The organism is Teredinibacter sp. KSP-S5-2, from assembly GCF_032773895.1.
Lineage (GTDB): Bacteria > Pseudomonadota > Gammaproteobacteria > Pseudomonadales > Cellvibrionaceae.
Map to the genome: position 1 here is coordinate 534,467 of NZ_CP120416.1, position 23,029 is coordinate 557,495.

The 23,029-nt window shown below is 42.4% G+C and carries 20 protein-coding genes; 6 read left to right on the forward strand and 14 right to left on the reverse strand.

Annotated features, from left to right (window positions below):
- Positions 1-160: 160 nt before the first annotated feature.
- Positions 161-1,753 (forward strand): metallophosphoesterase, encoded by a 1,593-nt coding sequence (locus P5V12_RS02505; RefSeq protein ID WP_316955656.1) that lies wholly within the window; start codon positions 161-163, stop codon positions 1,751-1,753.
- A 204-nt stretch (positions 1,754-1,957) separates the two neighbouring features.
- Positions 1,958-2,296 (forward strand): hypothetical protein, encoded by a 339-nt coding sequence (locus P5V12_RS02510; RefSeq protein ID WP_316955657.1) that lies wholly within the window; start codon positions 1,958-1,960, stop codon positions 2,294-2,296.
- Here P5V12_RS02510 and P5V12_RS02515 read toward each other — a convergent pair.
- Positions 2,271-2,696, reverse strand: coding sequence for a hypothetical protein (locus P5V12_RS02515; RefSeq protein ID WP_316955658.1), 426 nt, complete (start codon positions 2,694-2,696; stop codon positions 2,271-2,273). The genes P5V12_RS02510 and P5V12_RS02515 overlap by 26 nt on opposite strands.
- A 906-nt stretch (positions 2,697-3,602) precedes the next feature.
- On the opposite strand from P5V12_RS02515, the gene P5V12_RS02520 reads away from it, so the two are divergent.
- Positions 3,603-4,661, forward strand: a complete 1,059-nt coding sequence (locus P5V12_RS02520) for an acyltransferase (protein WP_316955659.1) — start codon at positions 3,603-3,605, stop codon at positions 4,659-4,661.
- Positions 4,662-5,128: 467 nt separating this feature from the next.
- On the opposite strand, the gene P5V12_RS02525 is transcribed toward P5V12_RS02520, so the two are convergent.
- From P5V12_RS02525 to P5V12_RS02545, 5 genes are all read right to left on the reverse strand, one after another.
- Entirely contained in the window at positions 5,129-5,602 is a 474-nt protein-coding gene (locus tag P5V12_RS02525; RefSeq protein WP_316955660.1) for a murein L,D-transpeptidase family protein, read from the reverse strand.
- Between the two features lie 104 nt (positions 5,603-5,706).
- Positions 5,707-6,117 (reverse strand): hypothetical protein, encoded by a 411-nt coding sequence (locus P5V12_RS02530; protein ID WP_316955661.1) that lies wholly within the window; start codon positions 6,115-6,117, stop codon positions 5,707-5,709.
- 117 nt (positions 6,118-6,234) lie between these two features.
- Positions 6,235-6,585 (reverse strand): hypothetical protein, encoded by a 351-nt coding sequence (locus P5V12_RS02535; RefSeq protein WP_316955662.1) that lies wholly within the window; start codon positions 6,583-6,585, stop codon positions 6,235-6,237.
- A 221-nt stretch (positions 6,586-6,806) separates the two neighbouring features.
- On the reverse strand, positions 6,807-7,259 hold the full coding sequence (locus tag P5V12_RS02540; RefSeq protein WP_316955663.1) for a papain-like cysteine protease family protein: 453 nt from the start codon (positions 7,257-7,259) through the stop codon (positions 6,807-6,809).
- 263 nt (positions 7,260-7,522) lie between these two features.
- Positions 7,523-10,519 (reverse strand): right-handed parallel beta-helix repeat-containing protein, encoded by a 2,997-nt coding sequence (locus P5V12_RS02545; RefSeq protein ID WP_316955664.1) that lies wholly within the window; start codon positions 10,517-10,519, stop codon positions 7,523-7,525.
- 824 nt (positions 10,520-11,343) lie between these two features.
- Between P5V12_RS02545 and P5V12_RS02550 the strand changes: the two genes are divergently transcribed.
- The gene (locus tag P5V12_RS02550) at positions 11,344-11,745 is read left to right on the forward strand and encodes a hypothetical protein (RefSeq protein WP_316955665.1); all 402 of its coding nucleotides are present in this window, start codon (positions 11,344-11,346) and stop codon (positions 11,743-11,745) included.
- Between the two features lie 307 nt (positions 11,746-12,052).
- Positions 12,053-12,841 carry a GH12 family glycosyl hydrolase domain-containing protein gene (locus P5V12_RS02555; RefSeq protein WP_316955666.1) on the forward strand — a complete coding sequence of 263 codons (789 nt, stop codon included), beginning with the start codon at positions 12,053-12,055 and terminating at the stop codon, positions 12,839-12,841.
- Positions 12,842-12,968: 127 nt separating this feature from the next.
- On the opposite strand, the gene P5V12_RS02560 is transcribed toward P5V12_RS02555, so the two are convergent.
- From P5V12_RS02560 to P5V12_RS02570, 3 genes are all read right to left on the reverse strand, one after another.
- Positions 12,969-13,424: a GNAT family N-acetyltransferase gene (locus P5V12_RS02560; RefSeq protein ID WP_316955667.1), complete on the reverse strand. Its 456-nt coding sequence runs from the start codon at positions 13,422-13,424 to the stop codon at positions 12,969-12,971.
- 10 nt (positions 13,425-13,434) lie between these two features.
- Entirely contained in the window at positions 13,435-13,887 is a 453-nt protein-coding gene (locus P5V12_RS02565) for a GNAT family N-acetyltransferase (protein ID WP_316955668.1), read from the reverse strand.
- A gap of 309 nt (positions 13,888-14,196) precedes the next feature.
- Entirely contained in the window at positions 14,197-14,757 is a 561-nt protein-coding gene (locus tag P5V12_RS02570; RefSeq protein ID WP_316955669.1) for an N-acetyltransferase, read from the reverse strand.
- 695 nt (positions 14,758-15,452) lie between these two features.
- On the opposite strand from P5V12_RS02570, the gene glpX reads away from it, so the two are divergent.
- Positions 15,453-16,475 (forward strand): class II fructose-bisphosphatase, encoded by a 1,023-nt coding sequence (glpX, locus tag P5V12_RS02575; RefSeq protein WP_316955670.1) that lies wholly within the window; start codon positions 15,453-15,455, stop codon positions 16,473-16,475.
- Between the two features lie 211 nt (positions 16,476-16,686).
- On the opposite strand, the gene P5V12_RS02580 is transcribed toward glpX, so the two are convergent.
- From P5V12_RS02580 to P5V12_RS02600, 5 genes are all read right to left on the reverse strand, one after another.
- Complete coding sequence (locus P5V12_RS02580) at positions 16,687-17,112, reverse strand: hypothetical protein (protein WP_316955671.1); 426 nt, start codon at positions 17,110-17,112, stop codon at positions 16,687-16,689.
- A gap of 15 nt (positions 17,113-17,127) precedes the next feature.
- Positions 17,128-17,448: a hypothetical protein gene (locus tag P5V12_RS02585; protein WP_316955672.1), complete on the reverse strand. Its 321-nt coding sequence runs from the start codon at positions 17,446-17,448 to the stop codon at positions 17,128-17,130.
- A gap of 760 nt (positions 17,449-18,208) precedes the next feature.
- Complete coding sequence (locus tag P5V12_RS02590; RefSeq protein ID WP_316955673.1) at positions 18,209-18,517, reverse strand: hypothetical protein; 309 nt, start codon at positions 18,515-18,517, stop codon at positions 18,209-18,211.
- A 402-nt stretch (positions 18,518-18,919) separates the two neighbouring features.
- Positions 18,920-20,626: a glycoside hydrolase family 9 protein gene (locus P5V12_RS02595; RefSeq protein WP_316955674.1), complete on the reverse strand. Its 1,707-nt coding sequence runs from the start codon at positions 20,624-20,626 to the stop codon at positions 18,920-18,922.
- A gap of 293 nt (positions 20,627-20,919) precedes the next feature.
- Positions 20,920-21,885 carry a radical SAM protein gene (locus tag P5V12_RS02600; RefSeq protein ID WP_316955675.1) on the reverse strand — a complete coding sequence of 322 codons (966 nt, stop codon included), beginning with the start codon at positions 21,883-21,885 and terminating at the stop codon, positions 20,920-20,922.
- Positions 21,886-23,029 lie beyond the last annotated feature (1,144 nt).

Consider the following 23,029-nt stretch of genomic DNA (forward strand, 5'->3'; position numbering starts at 1 on the left):
TTACTTCTCTATTGAAAATGCAAGTACGCGATGCCCAGTTATACTTGCTGATAAAACATAATGATGTTGGTGGCGCTGTTGGTTCGGGGCGTGTTTTCCTGTATTTACTAAACGGATAGTGGCCCAATGATTGACCTCGTTAGGTTATAGAGAAAATCTTATGATAAAAAATCACTTCCATTTTTCAATATTATTCGTTCTCGCCTTAAGTGTTTTTATTGTTTCCTGTACCCCTACATCTGTGCAGAAAAATAACTCGTCTGTTACTGAGAGTCATTTATCCGAACCTCCACGTGTATTAGCTGTATGGAGTCAAGTTGTTGGGGAGTCGTCAGATAACGCATTAACCGGTTTGATTTTGCCGCAAGTGGCAATGCGTTTTGTGGTGGGTGCGAATGCCGACCCTTCTGTTTGCAGTGTGTTTTCCGTGTCAATAAAAAAGCAAAAAAATACGACATGGATGTACATGCCGGAAATCAAACTCCAGCCGCGCATAAATACAGACAACCCTTTTAATGATATAACGGTATGTGAAGTATCTGTTCCTGATTCGTTAAAAACTCAGTGGTTTGCCGCACGCCTTGAGTACAAGGGCGCCGTTGTGCGGCTTGACTCAAAATTGGTTGAAGGCGATACCAGGCAAACCGTTGGTAAAGGCTTTACATCGGGTAAGGCGGATAACTCTTTTGCGATGGTGTACGGCCCCGGTTCGATTGGACAACGTCAAAAAGGGGAAATAACGGCGATAAGCATAGGGGATACTGGCTGTCGTGGTTTGCCAAAGAACAGTTCCGCTCGCATGATGCAAGCTTGTGATGAAAAAAGTTGGCCTCTATCTACAATTGCTGAATCAGCTGCGGCATTAAATCCTGACTTGGTTTTACATGTTGGAGACTATCGATATTTTTTGGAAGAAGAAGTCAGTACAGACAGCTGGTTATATTGGCAAAAAGATTTCTTCCCCGCTGCACAACCATTGCTTCTAGAGGCGCCTTGGGTGTTTGGTCGCGGTAATCATGAGATGTGTCAAAGTGGCTATTTTGGTCGAGGGTATTTTCAACTGTTTGGAACTGAATCAGAAAATGAGTGCGTAGAAAGCCTTTCTCCCTGGTTCTTTGATGTTGCTGTTGGTGGTTTGCAATCGAACAATGCGCCGCATCGTTTTGTCATTATTGATACCAACGATGACAAGGCAAAAAGCTTAACCCGCCACTACCAAAATGCGATAAACATGACCCGCGAACCTGCAGGGCCAAAAAGTGTTTGGTGGTTAACGCATATTCCTGCATATGACCTGCTTTATTATAGTGGCAGTTTTCATACTGGTGATACTGGAGTGCGCAACGCATTAAGCGATGCGACAACAGAACGTGGCCCATTGTGTTTGGCTGGAAAGTGTTCGCCCTCGTTATTTTTGCTTGGCCACCAACACCTCTATCAACATCTGAATTTTATTGACTCAAATAATAATGCGATATTTCCTCAGCATTATATTGTGGGTCATGGCGGTGTTAAGGTGGATATGAGCAGCCCAGATAATCTACATCAAACATGTTCTTACGATGGTTTTAGCTTTAACGGCACTCAGGCTAATACAGTAACGGATACTCGCACAGAACACGGTTTTGTTTATTGGCAAAGAAGTGCTTCTACTGTAGATCTGCCTTTGGGGTGGAGGCCGACCCTATATAATGAGTATGGTGATATACAGTCTCATCCTACTGGTAATGTCGAAAGATGTAATCCAATGTAGAAGGGGAGGGGTGATATGATGATTCGAAGGCGTTGTTTTTTCGGGATGCCTTCGATTCGGTGAACTTTGGTGATATTAAAGTTTCGATGATTGTCTTTGAGTTGACTACTTCCCTCTAGAGTTTCAAGTAGCTATTCTGATTCTTGTTGATAGTTTTTGCTCTTTTGATTAATGATTAGCTTTGCTACAAAGCAATAAATCACTGTGAAAACTATAAAAAATAATGGCAGTGTGATGAATAGCGCTCCTTCCATAAAACTACCGGGTAAGCCGTTTAATCCTGGGGTAAAAATAAATAGCAATATTGTCGTAGGGATAGATATTGCTGACGTGGCTATAGAGTATAGAAAAACTCTTCCTTTTGATGATCGAAGAGGGCTTTTACGTACAAGCCAGATGCAGATGTTGTATCCTAATAATAGGTGGATAAATAAAGTCAATAAAAGCATGTCGTTTTTCAGTTCTTATGGTTTTATGTCTCAATGTGGTTTTGGTGTTTTCAGGAATTATTATACTGTTATTGCCTTTTTAGTCCTTCCCTAATGTTTTCAATTCTTTTTACATATATTCTACTTTTACTCTTTCCTTCGTAATACCACATAACTCTCAGGTACTCAATTTGATCCTCTGTGGTGCAAAAGATAATATTGTTTGCCGCCTTCATTCCTTCTGCTTCGTATAGAGTTGTATCAAGTTGCTCATTGACCACTTCGGTACGAACCAGTGTTCCTGAGGGACTACTACCAGAGAAGTCTCGAATAGATATCTCTAGTTTGTCTTTGCATCGCTCTGTTTCTGTGCGTGATTTTATGACCACCGTATCACCGCGTGCAATATCGACAACAACATGAGGGATGCCTCGCGCAAGGGCAGTTTGGGATAAGCATAACAATAATAAAGCGTTTATCGTGTTTATATATGGTTTTTTTGGATCCCTGCTCATATTTCATGTCCTTAGGCTGTGTTTTTTAAAGCTCTTTAGTGGGAATAGCTGATTGTATGTGTTTCGAAACGCCTTTAAATACGTGTGGAGCGATCATAGGTTGGCCATACTTTGCGGCATCGTTAGGATAGCCTCTCCCTCTTGATCCTATGTTTGAAACCGATGATACGCTCCAGCACTAAATTTATGAATAGCAATATTCATTTTGTTAATGATGCGAATTTGGGGTGTCTATAAGCTCGAATAGAGTGCGTTTCCCGTTCCAATATTTATCAAATTGTCGCTTCGTATTGCCAGGAGTATGGAAGACTTCTAGCCAAATTTGGAGAGGTTAAGTGGCCTTCATCAATTGTGCTGAGATCCAGAATTCCAATTAAGGTCGTAGTTCCTAAATCCGAGCTTTCCTCTTGCTTTTCAGCATTTGTCAACGTCGCAATAGGTAGAAGCGAGAAGTATAAGTAGGATTTGGAAAGGTTTTCCTTTTATTGCGTGTTCTCCTTTGCAATGCCAATGATGTCAGAATAGATCTGGACTGAGTAATGTTTTATTGAGAAAAATAGTACAAAAGACGAAGGGGTATAATGCTGTATGCTGGTTTTGGTATGTCGTCAAAGTTAAATATAGCTAACCAATAGTTTATTAGCGCTAGTCCTCATTCTTATTCTGGGCGGAAAATTTGAAAGGGCTCTGCTATAGAGCGAGAGGATACTTTAAAAAAATCGAATCAGGATGGGTGATACTATCGGTGCATATTCTAGAGCTTGGCTCTTTTCTGTGCGTGAAAAATCCCTGTCATATGGTCGTTAGCATAATGTTTATGTTATGAAGCTTGGTTGCATGTATGCTCACCTATATATACCTGGCGCCGTTATAAAATGCTTTTTTTTGGTGTGCAATGAGGTGTTTATGAGTAGTACCAAGACACGTTTTTACGAAATTGACTTTCTCCGTTTTTTGTCCGCATTTTTTGTTGTTGTTTTTCATTATACTTTCACTGCTAGCGTCGAAAACTTTTCCCCTGTAGCTAACTTTGAGGCGGTTCGCTATTTCTCTAAATACGCGTATATGGGAATCAACTTCTTTTTCCTGATCAGCGGTTTCGTTATTTTTATGAGTGTTTCCAATGGGAGTGCAAAAAAGTTTTTGATTTCCCGGTTTACACGGTTGTTTCCTGCCTATTGGTTTGCGCTGCTTGTAACATCGGTTGCAACTGTTTATTTGGGAGGCGAGGTCTTTGATATTAACTGGGTCCGCTTTATTGCAAATATAACCATGATTAATGAGCTGTTCGGTCAAAAACCCATTGAGAGCGCCTATTGGACGCTATTTATTGAGCTTAAGTTTTATTTACTTATCTATGTACTGCTTCTTCTGGGCTTGATGAAATACTATCAACATATTATTGCTATTGTATTGGTTGGCTCTCTGGCCGCATTGTTCTCTCCTTTAGGGATAAGTTCGGAGCCTTTTCTTCACATCTTTCCGCACTGGAGTGGTTACTTTGCCGCAGGCAGCGCGCTTTATTTAGTGAAGCGTGATGGCCCAAGTTTGTACCGGGTTTCGCTTGTTGTGCTTTCGTACCTTTTTATACTGAAACAATCGACTTTATTTGGTGAGTTGATGACGGGGTGGTTGAATTACGAGTTTCGAGCGGATGTCATTGTTGTACTTAATTCTGCGTTCTTTTTCTTCTTTTGCGCTATCGCTTTTATGGAAAACAACATCCTCAGGAAAAAGTGGTGTCTACATCTTGGCGTGCTGACCTATCCGCTTTACCTTATTCACCAGCACCTTGGTTATATGTTGTTTAACCAATTTGGAACAGAAGACAATATTGGTTACTTGGTTGTGGGCATGATCGTGGTAATGCTGGTGATTGCTTACTTTATGCATACTCAGGTTGAAAAGCGATTGGCGCCGTTGTTTAAAACTTTTGGGCAAAAAATTCTGAGGGTGTCAAATTAGATTGTTCATATCAAAAGGCCGGGGATACCTGGTGCAAGCAATACAATGATCATAACTAAAATTGATAGAGTGTACGCTCGAAGTGCTGGAAGAAACCGATATACACGGAAGAAGTAATAGGCTAACCCTAACGGTGCAAAGCATACCGTTAACATTTTTGCTCCAGAAGGTATGGGTAAGCTTTTGCTTCTGGAGTTCACTTCACACCATTCGTAAACAATAATATTAAAAAGAATGATATATAGAGCACCTAATAGTACCGCGAGGTGCTCATTCATATATGTCAGATTAGAGCAAAAGCCAAAGGTTAGATTTAGTCCCACGAGGAGAAGAATCAAAATGGTAGGTCTTTTCATGGTTCTTTGTTGTAACTTCTGATGCTTTTAATATGGTTTAAGGTGTTATCTAAAATATGGTTTTTATTGTCTGTGGTAATTGGTCTTTTTTTCAGTTTAAAAATATTGTATCTATGGATCTATCTCAATCGGTGTGCCAACCTTAACCAGTTCCATAAATGTGTCCATTTCTTTATTGCTTAGGGCAATACAGCCATCTGTCCAGTTAAACTTCTGGGTAATGTATGAAAGCCATCCAAATCCATTTTTTTGCCCATGAATCATAATTAAACCACCTGGTGAAACGCCATTCTTTTTTGCGTTCTCTTTATCCTTTTTATTGGGGTATGAAATATGCATTGCTCGATAAAATGAAGAATCCTCTTTTTTGTAATCCAAAAAATACCTTCCTTCGGGTGTTCTCTGGTCTCCTTCCTGCTGTTTGTGTCCGACCGGGTTTTTCCCAAAAACGACATGGAATTTTTCTACAATTTTGTCCCCATTTATGATATACATGGTGTTCAGCGACTTGTCCACCTTTACGAGAGTTACTTCTGCAAGAGATAGGTGCGAGAATAAAAGTATTAGAAAACAAGCATGTCTCATCGTATGCCTCTCTCGAATACACGGTATGGTCTGCGTATCATGTAATAGTGTGATAACTTAAACTAGTTCTTTTATTGGTATCTATATAGCACGTATAAATATTGCTATTTAATTTGTGTGTGGCTTCTAACTACACCGTTTTGCATGTAGTACAAATATTGTGCTCTAAAGTTGATGTCGTCCGGTACTTCAAATTCAACTTCCAGTTTATTGCTGTAAACACAAAGAGTACCTTGATTCTTAGGGTAATCGCTTTCAACCAATAGGACAAAATTTTGCTCAGTATTGGTTACAATCGGTTTTCTTGCGATAGAACTACCACTAAACCCAGTAATAACTGTCGCTACAATTTTATCTCCTATGTACCTCGCTTCAATCTGAGTTGGTCCGGAATGGCTACATGGCGCATTTGGGGGAGAAATGTCTTTTTGGGTGAAGGTTACGGGGAAATCATCTTTTGCTTTCGCTAAGTTACAAAGGCAACTCAATAAAACAATAAGTGTTAATTTGTTCATGATGCTAATGTTCAGTAATTTCTAATTTTTTCAATGGATGGTTTAAAATTTTTACCGGACTATGTGTCAAAAGCGAATATTTCAAATATGTAATCAAAAAAGCATGTCAGGCCTCTATTACAAAGAGGCCTTAATTTCATTCAATTTTTTAGAAATCAATAGTGTCGTTATTATCGTCAGTCTATCCAGCATTCCTTTCTCTGATTCGTTCTGTGTTTCGAGATCAATATCCGTTTTCTCTTCTTTAATAAGAGCAGATATATGCTCCTTGATTTTTTCGAATCGATTGTCTTCCTGGTTGAGCTGAGGTAACACTTTGATTAAATGGCGTATTAGTTCCTGATAATCATCGAGCCCCATTTTTTTTGCTATCTTTTTTCCGTGCTTCTCCAGCTCTTTAACTTTCATGTCTTTCAATATGGAGACTAATGCAGCTTCTGGTGTGGACAGTAACTCTTGTGTTTTCATTCTCTGTTTCTTTCATTATTTGGGGCGAGATCGCCTTGATGTTTGCCTGTGGAGCAGTACTGAGTTTTATTTAGAGGGAATTGTAACGACTTAACCGTGCAAGGGTAGAGGGTCGTACCTGGATATTTGCTTCGAGTACCTCCACACGATAGATTGTGTGGAGGTAGGTGTTATCGAGTCAAGATTTTTGCTCAGGTGAATCCGTTTTTGTCTTGAATATGCTAGTTAACACTTCTGGGTGGCTTATACATCATGCAGTTTGCGACGTGATTATCCAACTTCTGATTAAACCAGGTTAAGGTTTCCACTCTCTTTCCTTTCGCCGGGTTAGGGTCATTTATATAAACCTGGCCATTTTCTACCCCAGTCAAAACGACGATATGGGGTACACCATCCCATCTGCCTGCACACCAGATAGGGCCATAGTTTCTTAGTAGTACTTCGAGCTGTTGTTCGGTCAGGTTTGATGTAGGTGATTTTACAGATTGCAGGCCTTCAGCTTGTGCCAGCCTTATAAAATCGTTGAGATTGATCCCAGAGTTTGCGTTCCATTTGTCTGGGAGACCCAGGCGCGGGCCGGCTTCACGAAAATAAGCAACCATACAGGCAGATGCATACCAACAAGACATGGAACGTAACTGGTTTACTAGTGGAACATTTAATCTCACACTCATATCGGTTTCCCCGTATTTTTATGGTTTTAGTTCAACGCCTACCGGAATGGGCAGTGCTTACTGCATGTTCATAGACTACTACCATTAGCATAACGGTGCCAATGGCTGAGTCATTTTAAGGGTGGTGGTTATCAGTTGGCCCTGCAAAAAAGAGGCGCTGATATTTATATATAGCAGGTTTTTAAAAGGGGGGCTCAGGGGCTGTCTGTCACAATTCATTCATGAAAACACGCCCCTGTTCAAATGTATTATCAAAGCCAGTTCTATTGCCGGAACAGTGCAATTCGCCCCTGGTTGGGGATTGCATCCAGCATCACGCGGCCATCTGTTCCAATGGTGCAGGGTTTGGTCTGAGCCCCTTGCATCGCCGTGCATGCAGTCCAATTGGTCGGCACTGTGATCAAGAGCGTCAGGGGTTCATCGTAAAGTGGGCTCAAGGTACTGGCCAGGTCGAAGTAGATGCGATCATCGCACTCCTGATGCATTCGAATATTTGAACGCTGGGCTTCTTGCGTGTATTTGTAGAGTTCTATTCGGCCGGCAACCCAGATTCGATCGGTGATGGTGGCAACGCTGTTCAGGAACGACTCAAGCTCTTCGTAATATACGCCTCCTACGCCATTATCAACGGGGTCGCCTGATGTGTTAACACCGCTTTCATAGTCTGTGCAGGCGTCTGTGTCAGTGCTGAGTATGCCGTGAAAAGAAACCGTATATACGCTGCTATTCGCTAGGGCGCCTGTTACCCCCACGTTTGCAACGGCTCCGCCCGATACACAATCGCCATTGGCATTAATGGTGTAATTCGAAGAGGTGCAATACATGGCGTTGGCAGACGCCAGCTGGGGAACGGGGTTGCTTGGGTTGGCGGTTGCCTGATAGGGCGGGCCCATGTAGGTCTGTCGATCGATGTGATTGACCTGATTGAGGATTTCCACTTCTACAGAGGGAGCCCAGTTCCAGGAGGTGCTCGAACTGGAGTTAAACGCAACTAACGAGGCATTTTGTTGCAGTGGTATGCCGTGGCGGATTTCCCAGATCACATCTGCGGCTTCGGCGACTTCGGCCTGCCAAGCGGTATAGCCGGACACGTTAGCGTGGTTCATGGTGTGGTTGGCGAGTTCCTGGCCTAGTGCCGGTGCCTGATCCCACATTGCGCGATTGCTTTGAAACGCGGATCTTCCCGGGTTGATATACCAGGTGCCGGTGAGGCCTCGGTTGTGCAGTGCTTCAAGGCCACACAAGGCCTGGCCAGGTGTGCTGTCGTCAAAACGAATGACCATCGCACCTTCGCGATTGCCTTGCCAGCGGGCGATTTCGACACTCACGGGGCTTGTGGGTGCGGAGCAGCTGGTGGGTGTGAGTGTTAACCGCGCGTCGTCGACGTGATCGGATATTGAGGCTCGGCGCAGCGGTGAAGAGCTGGTGAGGTACTCGAAGGGGCCGGGCTCAAAGGTTGTAGCCTGAGGTCGTAGTGTTCCCTGTATATCATCGGTGACTGATACCACATCGCCGCCGGGGGTTGTGACCGATTCCGTACCCAGGCCTATCAGAGGTGAGAAGTATTGCAGGCGATAATCATTGTAGCCATGCACGCCGGTGTCATAACGCTCAAAGGTTGGGTTCAACGTCAGACTGCCGTTCGGGCCGGGATCTGTCCCGGTGGTAAATGGGGCGCCGTCAGAATTCCAGGAGAAGTTGTAATCGAGGATACCTGTACCGCCATCAATGTCGTAGGGCGTTGCGGTCAGGTTGGGTGCGTTGTGGTTGTCGCAATCAAGAGTAATGTTATTGAAGATCGCGTAATCGGTGACATTGGCAATGTGAATGGCGTTACCAGGAATGGCAGCCTGAGTACCCGGGTTGAAATACGAATCGATCACGTCATCGATTTGCGATTTAAACAGGTTGTTGTAGATGTATAGGTCACTGATGGTGCCGTATTCGTAGGCCGCTAACCCGATATCACGGTATTCAAAAATATTATTGCGAATGATGATGTTGGGTCGATTCGACGCAGGCCCATTAAAAATTATGCCTTTGCTGACATGAAAGTTACTCCAGCAATGGTTACCTTCAATAACCGAACTATGGAACGCGCGCGTATCAAAGCAATCAGCATGGGCGTTGTGAATGGGCTCGGCCAAATCATAGTTGTGGCTGTCCAGCGGGTCTGCATAGTTAGCGATAATGTTGCCGCTTATCGTATGGCCTGATCCGTGTAACAGCATTCCATCTGCGTCATCCCCGGCCGGGTAATCCATAGGGGCGAGTGTTGGATGGTAGGCGACGACTTCCACGATGTCATTGTCTTGAATCTGGCCTCCATTGCCATCAACGGCGATGCCAATCTGACCGACGTAACTCAACTCATTACCCGCGATTCTGAAGTTCGAGGCCGAAGAGTTCACGTCGATTCCAAGGTAGGGTGAATCGTGGATTTTGTTGCCCAGAATTTCCGTACCCGTGGCCGCATTGATCGTAATTGCGGGTGTTCGCAGAGGTTGCTCAATGTCGAACCCGTAAATCTTTACGTAGTCGCCGTTAATGACAAAGCCACCCTTGAGCTTGGTTTCAAGAGGCACCTCTGCACGGATAACAATGGGGTCTGTTGCTGTGCCACTGTTCGCGATGGTGATTTGGCCACTGTAGTAACCGCTACGAACCATGAGTGTGTCCCCTGGGCCCAGTTTATTTACCGAGCTTTGCAGAAACCGCCAAGACTGTTCGTCAGTACCGGGGTTAGCGTCATTGCCTACGTGGGCTCCGGCTATAGACACATAGTAAGTACTGGCCGTTGGGCTTGGTTCGATTGGGTCGGCTACACAAATGCTCCATTCGCTCCACAATAGATTTCCACCGCAGGTACGAGTGCGGCTGCCTGCGGTCCCACCAACGGTGCATGTCGCCGTTTGAGTGTCCCCGGAAGTACAGGTATTGGGGTTACCGCTACTGCTCGAGTTGCTGCTTGAACTGCTACTGTTGCTTGAGCTTGAGCTTGAGCTTGAGCTTGAGCTTGAGCTTGAGCTTGAGCTTGAGCTGGAACTGGAACTGGAACTGGAACTGGAACTGGAACTGGAACTGGCGCCGCCATCGATTCCGCCACCACCAGACGAGCCAGAACCGCAGGCAGCCAACAATGTGAACATAGCAGCTGCAAACAGCCACCTGAACGAGGGGTATAACTTCATCATCTGTATTTCTTCCTGCATACATTCTGGTTGGTGAGGAGGTCCGATATCGCACGTTGGAGAAAGCATTTGATGCTCTCTTGTTTGCGATGGCACCGAAAGCATTGTCTGGATTTTGGGTGGTTGAGGAGCATCCGTTATCGTCGCCACTATTCTCAAGATTTGCGAAAAAGATAACACCAAAGTTTGGCAAGAAGTGGGGTGGGGTTAACATTTACGTTAAGGCTATTTGTAAATAAATGTACAACACATCTAGTGAGTGAAAGAAAGTGATGTCGTTAGTCTTTGATGGTGTTCTTTCTGTCTACGAGGGATGTGTTAGTTGCTTGTTGTCTGGTCTGCTTGTCTTTTTATGGAGATCCTAACAAACGATTTTATTTTTTATAGAGAAATAATTTGATTTAGGGCGCTTGCTGAATCGGTGTTTTAATTGTTCGGCAGTCACCTAAAAAACTGGTTTAGATAGTGTTGTTTAAGGTGTTTAAAAATATAAGGCGCGTACAGTAAAGAGTTGTTCAGTAGGTGGTGATATTTTTGATTGTGGTTTTTGTTGGGTGTAAATGAAAGGCAATGTGTAAAGTGTTTAAATAATAAAAAGTTTTATAAGTTGTTTTGTTTTTATTTGGTTTTTAGTCTTAATTTAACTTTTAATTTGTTGATCCAGTTTAATAAAACGTGATTGGTGGGTGGCAGTTAAAGTTATGAGTTTGATTGTGATGCATAATAATCGTGTTCATGCTAAAACAAAAAGTGGTGCTATCATTAAGAATTACTACTTTGTTCTGATGGTTGTCGGGGGTGATTGTACGAAATTCGCAAGGCAATAGTTGTTTTATCAAAAATAACAAAAAATATTGGTTGGTTATAATTAAAATTTGATGTTGAGAGTGTAGATGTATCTTAAGCATGTTTTTCGTTTTGGCTTTATGGAAATGGTGGGCAGCTATGCTGTAATTGTGTGTAATGAGGGGGTGGAGATTGACGCGTCTGAAATTGACGTTATGCGAAATACGTTAGAAAAGGTATATGGTCAAAGACCGTTTGGGGTGATAACAAATCGGATAAATATGTACTCCGTAAACCCAATCTCAGTAAAGGAATTATTTTCTCTTGATGGCTTGGTTGTCGGGGCAATTGTTGGTTATTCAGGAAATGCTAAAATTATTGCCGAAATAGAGGCAATGATTGTTGATATCAAGCCGTTAAAGTTCTTCTTTGATATGCAACCCGCTATTGAATGGGTTGAAGCGGCTGTGGGGGAGGTTGTCGCTGAAGATCGTCCATTCAATAATTAAATTCTCGATTTTCTAACCTATCCTCTGTGTAACCGCGTTCACTTACTATGACGGGATGCGGGCTTATATTTTTGTTAAAAAAGAGCATAGAAATAGTGCAAACTATGCAAGTTTTGGTTAGAAAAAGCACTGTTTTGGGCGTGTTGAATTGCCTATCATAACAGCGTCGGGTAACCCAAAATATCTCGGCGCGACTTCTAGAGTGCAATTGTTAGGCAAGCTTTGCCGTCAATAGCTTTAGTCCTTTACCTCTACAGACTCAACTGTCGCGCGTTCCCGTGATCAATGCCTATAGTGAGAAGTTATTATGAAGTTTCTATTCATACTACTTACCTCGTTACTGCTCTCCTGTTCGGGCGACAACGCTTCTACGAATGCAGAGAAAAAAGCAGTGGTAGTGGAGCCTCCGTGGCTGTGTGAAACGGAGTTGCACCTCATCGCCGTACCTTATTGGCTCTTTAATAACGTCACCGGAATCTATTCTGAGCAGAGCGCTCCCGAGTTTGAACAGTGTATTGCCCTCGATACATCTGGGGAGGAGACAACATATTTATGGAAGTGGGATCTCTCTCGCCCCATTGAGCGGCCCCTTTATCCGCAGATTATTTTTGGTAAAAAACCTTGGGAGGAGTGGAGTACCTCAGAGGTTTTACCAAAGAAAATTTCCGAGCTTAAATCGGCTATCACGCAAGTTGTTTACCGTACCTTTGCTTCGGAGCCGGATAAGATCAACGCTGCCTACGATATATGGATAACCAATGATGCTCAATCCAAGACTGAACACATTGAAGCGGAATTGATGATCTGGACTAGCGGAGAAATGCTCCCGCCATTTGCTCCCATCAGCGAAGAGACTGTGGACGGTGTTCTTTACGATTTTTACTATTACAACGGCTGGGAAAACCCTTATATTGTTTTTCGAAGAAAAACGCCCGCTTACGATTTGTCACTCAATATTCAGTCGTTTCTCACCCGGCTGATCGAGAAAGGTTACATCACCGAGTCCCATTATCTCGCCTCTGTAGAGTTTGGCAATGAAGTTCATGCGGGCTTCGGTGAAACTCGAGTGAGTTTATTCTCTGTCGTGATCGAGTGAAAAGCATCCCTAAACATTTCTCGCTCAAAAGAGGCTTAAAAGTGAACGACATGCTACATGTCTGATTTAAAATCGAATAAACGGAAATGGGGGATAGTCGGACAGTTTCGCCTGATAGGTGTATACCTCAAAACTCGATATAGAGCCTTAGCATGTCCTTAAGTTGAATGCCATCCTCATAAATTGGCTTCGAATAATTCTCGATAAAGTGATTTTTTATCACCGAGTCAACACGAAATCCCGCACGTTGATAGTATGTTAGTTGGTAACCAAATGTGCCTGTACCAAGCTCTACTCTTATTATTCCTTTCTGAGCGAGTAGCTCAAGAGTGAACTTGAGTAACTTTGTACCTATGCCTTGTTTTTGATTGCTCGGGTCAACAGAGACGTTATAAATTTCAGCTAGCGCATCAGTGATTTTTTTTGCAACACATACACCAATAATTTCCTCTCCATTCGTCGCAGCGAAAACCCACGAATCATTGAGGTATGAATGTATGTTCTCCTCACTGGGGTCTGCCAATAACAGTAGCGCCATGGGTGCGCAACTTTGAGAAACTTCTTTATATTGTATTGTGTTCATATGTGCTCTTTTATTTTGTATCTGATGGCTTGGCGATAAAGGCTTGCTTAGCGTGTCGATCGAAACCAGCGGATTCATAAAACTTAAACGTGTCTTCATTTAAACGTCCAGTTAACAGCATGACCTTATAGCAGTTTTTTAACCAGGCTGTATTTAACGCATGTTCCAGCATGCTGCGGCCGTATCCTCTTCCGCGCCGGTCTCGATGAACCACTACATTTTCGAGCACAGCATAGGGCCGGCAACCTCTTGTTAAGTTGGCGACAATGATCAAGCAACAAGAGCCAATAAGCTTGCCTTTATCAAAAAGGCCATAACACAAAAAGTCTTTGTTGTTCTGTATGTGCCCCCATACTTCCTGGACGATTGTCTCATCTGGTAATGGATCATCCGATTCATGAAGGTCTTTATATAGCTCTAGAAGCTGGTCTAATTCGCTTTCGTTTAATTCGCGTATTTCCATAATCAGTTAGACGCAATAGTTAATTAATGGAGTGGTGTGCCCATATATATTGGGGACGGTATTGGATTATAGCAGTGTCAAAATCGAAGTTTCGTAAGCTTAGAAGAAGATATGGAGAGCCATACAGTATTAACTTCTTTAAAATAATACTATAAGACATTACTCGAATCTCCCTTTGTCTATATTGCTAATGTGGAAATGAATTATTGCTATTAAATGAGCGGGGAGGGCGTTTCCCTCCCACTTATTTTTGCGGCTACTTCTGTTTGCCTGTCAGATTTAACGTGGAGTGAATTGATTCTGTTTCTATTATTCTCTCCAGTGTTCTGGCTGGTTCAGTACATCTGAACATTTTACCTTGCCTTGAGCTTGACCGAGAACACCGGTAGATAGCTCCATTACCATCCAGGCATTGGAAAACTCCTCTGGAATGAAATAGGGGGCTTCAAATCCCAGACTTTTAGCATCGTTGATAAAGCCTGATCGAGGGTAGTAATCGATATGCCCTAATACGAAAACCAGATCGACCCCTGTTTTTTTCAGCTGGCGTAATCCTTCTTTGATTAGGCGCCCCCCAACTCCTGTTGACTGATAATCGGGTAATACTGCAAGGGGTGCCAGAATCTGTGCTTCAATTTCTACAGGGCAATTGGTAATGGTTACTTTTGTAAAAAGGATATGCCCTACCAATTTTTTATTTTCGACCGCGACAATGGAGTGTATTGGCATCGCCGTCTCATCTTCAAATAAATCGTGCACAAGCTTGGCTATACCTTGAGCTTTTTCTGGGCCTTCAGTTTTCTCGAATGCCAATTCATGTATTTTTTCAATTTCTGCCTGTTCGTTTTTGTTTGAGAGTCTAATTTTCAATGTTCTTTCCTTTCGATTTTTACTAAATAGAATAGATGTGTGGCGAAAATTAAGAGATGTTGCCAATGAAAGATAATACAGAAAGGGATGGCGCTACATTATTTCCGAGCGGAAAATGTAAATACGCCCATGTTCGAAAACATAGAAGGATTAAGAAAAAATTTACACCAGTACAGTTCTGATTATTTTTTATCAGCAACGATTGGCGCAATATCTAATAATTTAGAAAACAAAAAAATCCTTGAATAGAAAATTGACAAAACGAGTCTGTCTTATATCACCCGGAAAAATCATTGTCAATTGTTGGTCTTTCTAACCCTTTTTCTTGGCAATGATTCTTGTTAATGTTTGCGGGAGTTTTCTGTCCGGTCGTTTAATTTTTTTATTCCGATAGGCTTATAATAAGAGTGCCTAGACTTATAGGAAATCGTCATCTTAGGGTATATAGCCTCGTCAATCACAAAATGATATCACTGAAGAAAGCAGGCTGTGGCGTTGCTTCAGTTTCACTCTCGCGACTGAAGTTTAGGCTCAAGTAACAAAGCGGTCATCTATCCCCGTCGAAACTAAATCAAAGGCACTGCATTGGGTTGGTGAAATCGCCATGTCAAGCCGTGAGGATCAGACCTTCTTTAGGAGGAACACTATATAATACCCGGCTATAGTGATTACAGACGAATGATTTAAGAGACCCCATGAAACGTGAACTAGCCTTTGATTTCTCCCGTGTAACCGAAGCTGCCGCACTTGCCGGATACCGATGGCTTGGCCGAGGTGACAAAAACATCGCCGATAATGCGGCTGTGGAAGCCATGCGCATTATGCTAAACAAGATGAATATTGCTGGCGAAATAGTAATCGGAGAGGGAGAAATTGATGAAGCTCCCATGCTCTATATTGGCGAAAAGGTGGGCGTCAAAGCCGACAGTGCTACAGTCTGTAATGTTGATATCGCGGTTGACCCTATTGAAGGGACTCGCATGACCGCAATGGGGCAATCCAACGCCGTCGCCGTGTTAGCGGCAGGTGAAAAGGGCAGTTTTTTAAGTGCGCCCGACATGTACATGGAGAAACTGGTTTGCGGCCCTGGTGCGCGAGGCGTGATCAATTTAGAGCACAGCCTTGAGGACAATATTCGCGCGGTTGCCAAGGCATTAAAGAAAGATCTCAATGACATCACACTGGTTACCCTTGCCAAACCCCGTCACCAGAATATGATCTCAGAAGTGCATCGCCTGGGCTGCAAAGTTTACGCTATACCAGACGGAGACGTTGCCGCCTCTATCCTTACCTGTATGCCGGAAAGTGACGTAGATATGCTGTATTGCGTAGGCGGTGCCCCCGAGGGTGTAATAACAGGGGCGGTAATTCGGGCGCTCGGCGGTGACATGAACGCGCGCCTGCTACTGCGTACCGAAGTCAAAGGTGCGGACGATGAATCCCAAAAACTCGCCGAACAAGAGAGAGAACGCTGTAAAACAATGGGTGTGGAACCAAATAAAATTCTGCGTTTAAACGACATTGCCAAAAGCGATAATGTGGTATTTTCGGCAACCGGGATCACCAAAGGCGACTTGTTAGAAGGGGTAACCCGTAAAGGAAATCTCGCTACCAGCGAAACCCTGCTCATACGAGGGCGGTCGCGCACGATTCGAAAAATTCAGTCGACGCATTATCTTGAACGTAAAGACGATAAAATCAAAGAGATTGTGTTGTAGATATCGGCAGGCGAACTGCTCGCGGTTAAAATTACACAAATATTAAGTAAACAGCCGTCTTTTACGGCTGCTTTTTAACGTTATCATCTGTAATATTTCCTTCAAGAAGATAGACTTGTATTTGATGTTACGTCTGATTGATTTCCTGAAGCTTGAGTATTGAACTGAGTTTAAAAAACAAACGAAAGCTGTGTTTGTTAGTGAATCGAAATTACTCGGTTATCCATATTTCAGTGACAATAGGATATTTAACTGTCCCTCCCCAAAACGGAATAACATCACATTTAGTACTCCACATACCTATTTTTTTTCCAGCCATATATGCTGATAATACAATGGAGGTTTGTGTGGCAATTCCCGCTGTGGATGAAGGAAGGTGTACTTTGTTCATATTATGACATCCGTCTGGGTTTGATAATTTGCTACCGTCTACCCATAAAGTAACGCCTCCTCCATTATGTGCATGTATTTTGTTTATCGTTATGCCGTCACCTAAATTAATTAAATACCCGGATGCGTGTACGTTTGAAACTATAAATAACATTCCAATGACCAGTATTTTCCTCAGCATATCTAATTTTCCTTTCGTTTCTAAAAATTCTATACTCAATAAGTTCGCAATTTCGTTTTCGGGCATGAATCTAAGGGTGTGCTAATCTATCTCTTCCAAGCCAGTGATAATGCATACAGTTTGGGTGTCATCTACAACATACTTTATTTTCTTTCCACGTGCTTTGGCTGACATGGCAAAAGCATACTGAGCTTTATTGAACTCGGTGCCGTCCATGTCGATCTGCCCTCTCGAATATAAGCAGTGGCTGACAAATTGCGGCGATGTTATATAAGCAACCCCGTTATTTAATGATAATGTCCACTCAGTCAGAACATCAGGTGACCAATACCTTTTGGCTAAGGTTGGGAAGCTATAAGTTAGTGTAAGACCGATTAATAATATATGTATTTTTAATTTCATTTCTTTTCCTTGATATGTATGGTCTAAAGTGTCGGGTCGGTATGAAATAAACACTAAAAAATGCATACGATTTAGTTTTTTATGTCAAGATATATAACTCTGCATTCGCTGTTTTATATGCTTATTATCCGTGCCACGCAGAGTCCCATTAGTCTCTTGGAATCGTCTACACCAACCGTAATTTGAGTGTTGCTTAATTTCGCAGCTAGCACCGTTGAAAAAATGGAAGGAGCTGCATCTTTTGATATCACAAATACAGCTTTATTGTTGCACGACGAAGAAGTTGGACAGCTTCCTACGCTTGATTGGCTGTCAAGGCAAAACCATATCTGGTTATCCCAACCTATTCCATCCAAATACTGGTGGTTAACTATTTTTATCACATTACCGCTAACTTCTCCCGTTTCGGAGATGCAATTAACAGATATTAGAAATAGGATAAATACAGCAATTACTTTTTTCACGATTTTATTTCTCCAATGTTTTAATGTGTATACTTGCCTGCAAGCGAAGGACGTAATTTTCTGCGAGTCCTTGCCTATGTTGAAGGTACTTCTGCCTTAGTGAAATGTTTTGTTATAAATATTGCTTAATATTTATAACGCCAATTTTATATGAGTTTCTTAGTTCTGATGCTATAAATTTAGTGCCAGCTACACGTACGGTTTTGCTGTTAGTTTGTCTTGTGCCGGTGTGGCGAAAATTTTATAAAACAGACAATGAAAACTCTGTCCTATTGGCGAGCCTTTTTATGCAGCTGCTATTTACTAAAGCTAAACACTGTGATTGGCCGAGTGTTGTCATTTCCACACCATCTTTCTGGAGTGCCAGGAAACACGTTTAGCGTAGTTTTCCCTGAAGCCATCATAAATAAAGCCATTGAAATAAAGTGATTAAGCTTCTGCTCACCAACTTGCGATTTTTTTACAACCCATCGCTCTCCATTACTCATAACCATGGAAAAGTCGTCCCCACAATAGAATACGCTTTCTATTGAAAGACCTGATCCGGAGGCTTTGGCTTGAATGGATAGGGTAACAAGGATAATTATGAACAATATCTTTTTCATCGCGAAAAACTCTTATTTAAACTTTGTATAACATCTGAATAATGTGGCAGATTGCCCGATAACAGGTTGTATGAGGCAGAGGAAGACAAAGAAAGAAGAAAAAAGGTTTTAGTTTCATAGGTTTAGCTTCCACTGCTTATATGTTTGCTATTATCTGCACCGTCCGGCTTGCTGTTGCATTATCGCAATTTTACTCCTTTTTTCCAATAATAATATTGATATCCATTAAGTCGATCAATCATTGCTGGTAGTTATTGGTGTGTTTCTTTTAATCTGTCTTGATTCAGAAGTGAGCGTGTTAATGGGAAAGTAGCCGCCGGTTCTTGGGCTGCCTGATTTCATCCGTATATCTAAGAGATAACAGGGGCAATAGATCTGCCCCTGTTATCCCTAATTCGCCTACTATTTCTGCTTGGTTGCTAACGCGCTGTAATGGTGATGAAGCGCAGTGATCAACGCGAGGTTAGGCGAGGTATATAAAATGTCATTCTCATTTGAGGAATAGCTTAACTGAGAATCCACATAGGCTTTGGCTGGTAAGGTGCTGGCGTAGGCAGCCGCTTCACCGTGGGCATCTGTTACTGCGTCCTCTAAGTCAGCGTTTGGCCCACCTGGAATGTATCCTGGTAACGAGCCGGGAATACCATCTGCAATCGAGACACTATGATGCAAGTTGACCACCTGCTTTGAGCCGAAGCCAGTAACGAAGTTGTAACCCGTTGCATTTTTACCCAGTATGTAGTCAGCTACCGCCGCTGCGGCATCAAGGTATTGTTGATCGCCAGTGATTTGGTATGTGTAAATAAAGCTCAACCCCGCTGAGCCCATATCGCCATTTGAGCCCCAGGTGAATTCTATTTCCGGGACTTGGTATGCCGAAGCATTCATATCCTGAAGCGTTTTATCTGACCATTCCTTTATCGATTTTTCTACGACATTTTTCAGCTTCTTAGGCAGTGCTTCCCGGTGCACAATTAGGCTCATGATGCCTAAGCCCTTTTCATTTGGCCACGTTGGTTTTTCGTAACTTTTTAGGGCCTCAATATTTTTTGCGAGATACTTTTTATATTTCGACTTTTCTGTCGAAATAAGAAGTTCGGAGGCCGCCCATAGGAATTCATCACTCATGTCGCTGTTGCTGTATGCACCGGAAAGTACTCCTTCAGGGTTTGTGAAGATCACATTTGGGTTCTTTCGCGCCCATTTCCAAGCTCGCTCTGATCGCTCTAAACAATCCTTAGCCCACTTGGCATCGATTGGGGTAAAGAGCCTATAGGCCATTGCCATGGCCGCTGAAAAATTGAGAGCAGACGCTGTAGATTTGCCATACACGTTACGTTGTAACGGGTCAGTATGAGGAAACATCATGTCTGGATAAATGTCGGAGGTCATTTTCACAAACACACCACCGTCTGTGTCCTGCATTTTCTTCATCCACTCAAGCTCATAGCGAACTTCGTCAAGCAAGTCGCTTATACCATTACCAGATTCTGGGATATTGAGGCTGCTGTCCGGGTACGCATTCGGAACCAGCTCCATTAAGCTCATCATATTGGCGATGGTAAAGCTAGCGCTCACAATATATTTGCCAAAGTCCCCTGCGTCATACCAGCCTCCAGGGGCATTTAACCGACCCTTTTTACCCGTTGATGGGTGAAACACCGCGTCTGTATCTGGGTGGCCGGCCTTACGTTTATATATTCCTGCATATTTTTCATCTAGAGACATAGAGGCGCGCTGGAGATAATAGGATTTCATCATTGCGATGGACACCTCATTCCAAACATCCTGCTGAATGAAAAAAGGCCAGGACACGTTGTCGCCAACTTTTAAGCGATAACGCCCACTTTTTGAAAACTCAGAGAAATCGGCTTTTCTTGCTGTTTCTTCAGACTTTGCCCAGTAGATGGGCTTCCCCAGTTTGCCTTCGAAAACCGTCTTACCGCTTTCGTCGAGTAGAGAAAAAGCATCCGTTTTTGTATCGCCAATTGCGATCGCAATTTTTGGCGCGTCGGGGTAATAGCCGATCTGATTGATACGAATCGATTCTTCATTGGCATGTGCAAGCAATGGAATGATAGAAAAGAGGAAAATGAAAAAGCGTAACATAAGGATACCCCCTAATTGTGCGTTATTGTGTTCTAGCTTTACATAACTTAGACCACAAATCTATATTGACCAAGGGATGGTGAAATTTTTATGAAGAGAACGAGAAAGCTCTCTGTTTTGGTCCACTATTTAATAAGGGTGTTTTTTATTAGAAAAACGGCTATATCTCGCTATGTTTCACTTGTAATTAATAGCTATGTTATTGCCTGTTTTGTATATCTTGGCTGGTGTACGACTACACATAAATAATGTGTAGTCTATATGTTAAATAAGGAGGTTTACTGCTCCCGATTTTATTCGCAATGCATAATATCCTGCTGAAGATGCAGCCAGTTTTTCTTCTGTGTAAATTCAGTTCGTATTTCTTCTATTCGAACGGCTGAGTCTTTGGTTCTTGGCGTCGTCGGATCAAGTAAGTCCAGCGCACTTAAATGTGGGCGATTTATTTCTTCTTTCAGTTTTTTCGCGTTAAGTTGTTCTTGTTTAACCTCTTTTCCGTACATACCCAAACAATATCGGCATGACGATTGGGGTTTATCATTATCCAGATACTGGCGTAGTGACTGAAACAGGTTAGGGCTGTTGTGTATATCCAGGCCATCCATTTCCAGGCTGTCTGGCTTGCCTATCATTTTCAATCGTTTTCGAATGCTGTGCACGCGAGAACAGCGATAGTACTTTCCATCCAATACGGTGTGACAGTTCACCGCCGAGTAACACCCCCGGTGTATTGTTTCCACTAATGTTTCATCGGTTTCCTTAATTGGCGTAAAGACTTCATTGAATGTCTCGATTGGCATTTCGACAAATAAGCAGCCGTAGCGTTCGGCAATAGCAGACAGCGCTTGAGCATCATAGCGACGACGAACACCAGGGTAGACACTAATTCGAACTTCAGCTAAATACTGCCAGGCATCAATAGGCATTTTATGCAGCAAGGTGCCGTTTGTGAGCAAAACAATACCTTCAGCAATATTCACTTTTTTTGCAATACGAAGAAAATCCAACAACTGCGGATGCAATAGAGGTTCGCCACCACAGAGTTTAAGTTCATCCACATACAGTACTTTGGCTAAGGCCGTTAAATCACGTTCAAATTCTGCTGGGGATGCAAAGTGCTCATCAGACCAGGGTGCCGCGTGATCGCATCCTGCACAACGAAGATTGCAATGCTCCGTTAGTTCATAGCTCAATCCGCCTCGCTGTATTCGACCTGACGTGTCACTTGATGGTGTTGTTAAATGGTTGCTATTTGTCATGTTATAACGCACTCCTAAAGTATTTTTAAAATTAATATCGAAGCTGTAATTAAAATCAAAGAGCAAAAATTAAGATAAATTACTAGGTGAAAATTACTGTCGTGCTTGATCCTCTTCTTGATTAGGCCCTTATTTAAAGCGCCTTCTTGCTTCTCTTTGTTTTTTGTTGCGACGTCTTCATCAAAGCAAAAAACCGAAGGTTAGGGTGAAGTAAGTCCGCGCTTAAGTTGGTCGTTAGTGACATGCTTGTTGCCCATTATTGTTTTTTAAAATTTATTGTTGGTTTTTCTGTTGGAATTGGGCTTGTGTTCAGTAAACGTTATTAACGCCTTAGGTGCGGTTTTACCGACAAACTATAATTGCCTTTAGGTAGGTCGTTAAATAGAAAAAGAATGAGAATAATTAGTAATACGGAACATGAAGTACAAAAGGCGAAAAGCTAAATTAAAAGCATAAGGGGAGGTGGTTTTTAATTGTTATTTAATTTTCGGCGTGTTCAAAGGAAATTCGATCAGTTTTGATATGGCAGCGCAGTTTTGTTACCAATATGTAAGGTTTGTTTGGCGTTGCTGTTTGGCAGAGATGCCTTGCGTTCGTTGTGCAATATGAAATTAGTCTGTTAAGGATGCTTTTTAGCCAATTCTCTTTCTAGTGTCTGAAGTACAAAATTGTCATTGCCAACGTAGGTAACACCTTTAATGTCTTGGGTTTTGGTTTGTTTGTATATGCGTAATAGTTAATTGGTTAGGTAGCCAACTTGCGTCTTTATTGCTTTTTAAGGGCTGATTTTTAATAAGAAATTACTCTCCTCGAAAAACCAAGTAAAAACAGTATAATCCTATAACAAAAAATCCGGCTGATAAGTATAATGATTGCTCATCCGTAACTAAAAAATACTGGCCTTTTGCTTTGATACTCTTGGTGCTGTAGATCCGATAAGAAACAAACCAGCTAATCATGCCAAAAAATATAGATCCGGAATATTTTTCAAGCCAATCTATCATATTCTATATATTGCCTCTCTATGTTTTTTTACGAACACCAGGACGTAACAAATTGCGATACTTCTATTTTTATTGGGGTGAGTTTTCTGGTTGTGTCAAAAACAGACTATACGTCCGTTCGAACCGTCGAAGCATTATTT

Excerpts from the sequence above, each read along its gene's own strand:
- P5V12_RS02560 (WP_316955667.1), bottom strand. The coding sequence starts at position 13,424 with ATGAACACAATACAATATAAAGAAGTTTCTCAAAGTTGCGCACCCATG.
- P5V12_RS02550 (WP_316955665.1), top strand. The coding sequence starts at position 11,344 with ATGTATCTTAAGCATGTTTTTCGTTTTGGCTTTATGGAAATGGTGGGC.
- P5V12_RS02545 (WP_316955664.1), bottom strand. The coding sequence starts at position 10,519 with ATGCTTTCTCCAACGTGCGATATCGGACCTCCTCACCAACCAGAATGT.
- glpX (WP_316955670.1), top strand. The coding sequence starts at position 15,453 with ATGAAACGTGAACTAGCCTTTGATTTCTCCCGTGTAACCGAAGCTGCC.
- P5V12_RS02525 (WP_316955660.1), bottom strand. The coding sequence starts at position 5,602 with ATGAGACATGCTTGTTTTCTAATACTTTTATTCTCGCACCTATCTCTT.
- P5V12_RS02515 (WP_316955658.1), bottom strand. The coding sequence starts at position 2,696 with ATGAGCAGGGATCCAAAAAAACCATATATAAACACGATAAACGCTTTA.
- P5V12_RS02600 (WP_316955675.1), bottom strand. The coding sequence starts at position 21,885 with ATGACAAATAGCAACCATTTAACAACACCATCAAGTGACACGTCAGGT.
- P5V12_RS02590 (WP_316955673.1), bottom strand. The coding sequence starts at position 18,517 with ATGAAAAAGATATTGTTCATAATTATCCTTGTTACCCTATCCATTCAA.
- P5V12_RS02520 (WP_316955659.1), top strand. The coding sequence starts at position 3,603 with ATGAGTAGTACCAAGACACGTTTTTACGAAATTGACTTTCTCCGTTTT.
- P5V12_RS02540 (WP_316955663.1), bottom strand. The coding sequence starts at position 7,259 with ATGAGTGTGAGATTAAATGTTCCACTAGTAAACCAGTTACGTTCCATG.
- P5V12_RS02530 (WP_316955661.1), bottom strand. The coding sequence starts at position 6,117 with ATGAACAAATTAACACTTATTGTTTTATTGAGTTGCCTTTGTAACTTA.
- P5V12_RS02595 (WP_316955674.1), bottom strand. The coding sequence starts at position 20,626 with ATGTTACGCTTTTTCATTTTCCTCTTTTCTATCATTCCATTGCTTGCA.
- P5V12_RS02505 (WP_316955656.1), top strand. The coding sequence starts at position 161 with ATGATAAAAAATCACTTCCATTTTTCAATATTATTCGTTCTCGCCTTA.
- P5V12_RS02535 (WP_316955662.1), bottom strand. The coding sequence starts at position 6,585 with ATGAAAACACAAGAGTTACTGTCCACACCAGAAGCTGCATTAGTCTCC.
- P5V12_RS02565 (WP_316955668.1), bottom strand. The coding sequence starts at position 13,887 with ATGGAAATACGCGAATTAAACGAAAGCGAATTAGACCAGCTTCTAGAG.
- P5V12_RS02585 (WP_316955672.1), bottom strand. The coding sequence starts at position 17,448 with ATGAAATTAAAAATACATATATTATTAATCGGTCTTACACTAACTTAT.
- P5V12_RS02555 (WP_316955666.1), top strand. The coding sequence starts at position 12,053 with ATGAAGTTTCTATTCATACTACTTACCTCGTTACTGCTCTCCTGTTCG.
- P5V12_RS02580 (WP_316955671.1), bottom strand. The coding sequence starts at position 17,112 with ATGCCCGAAAACGAAATTGCGAACTTATTGAGTATAGAATTTTTAGAA.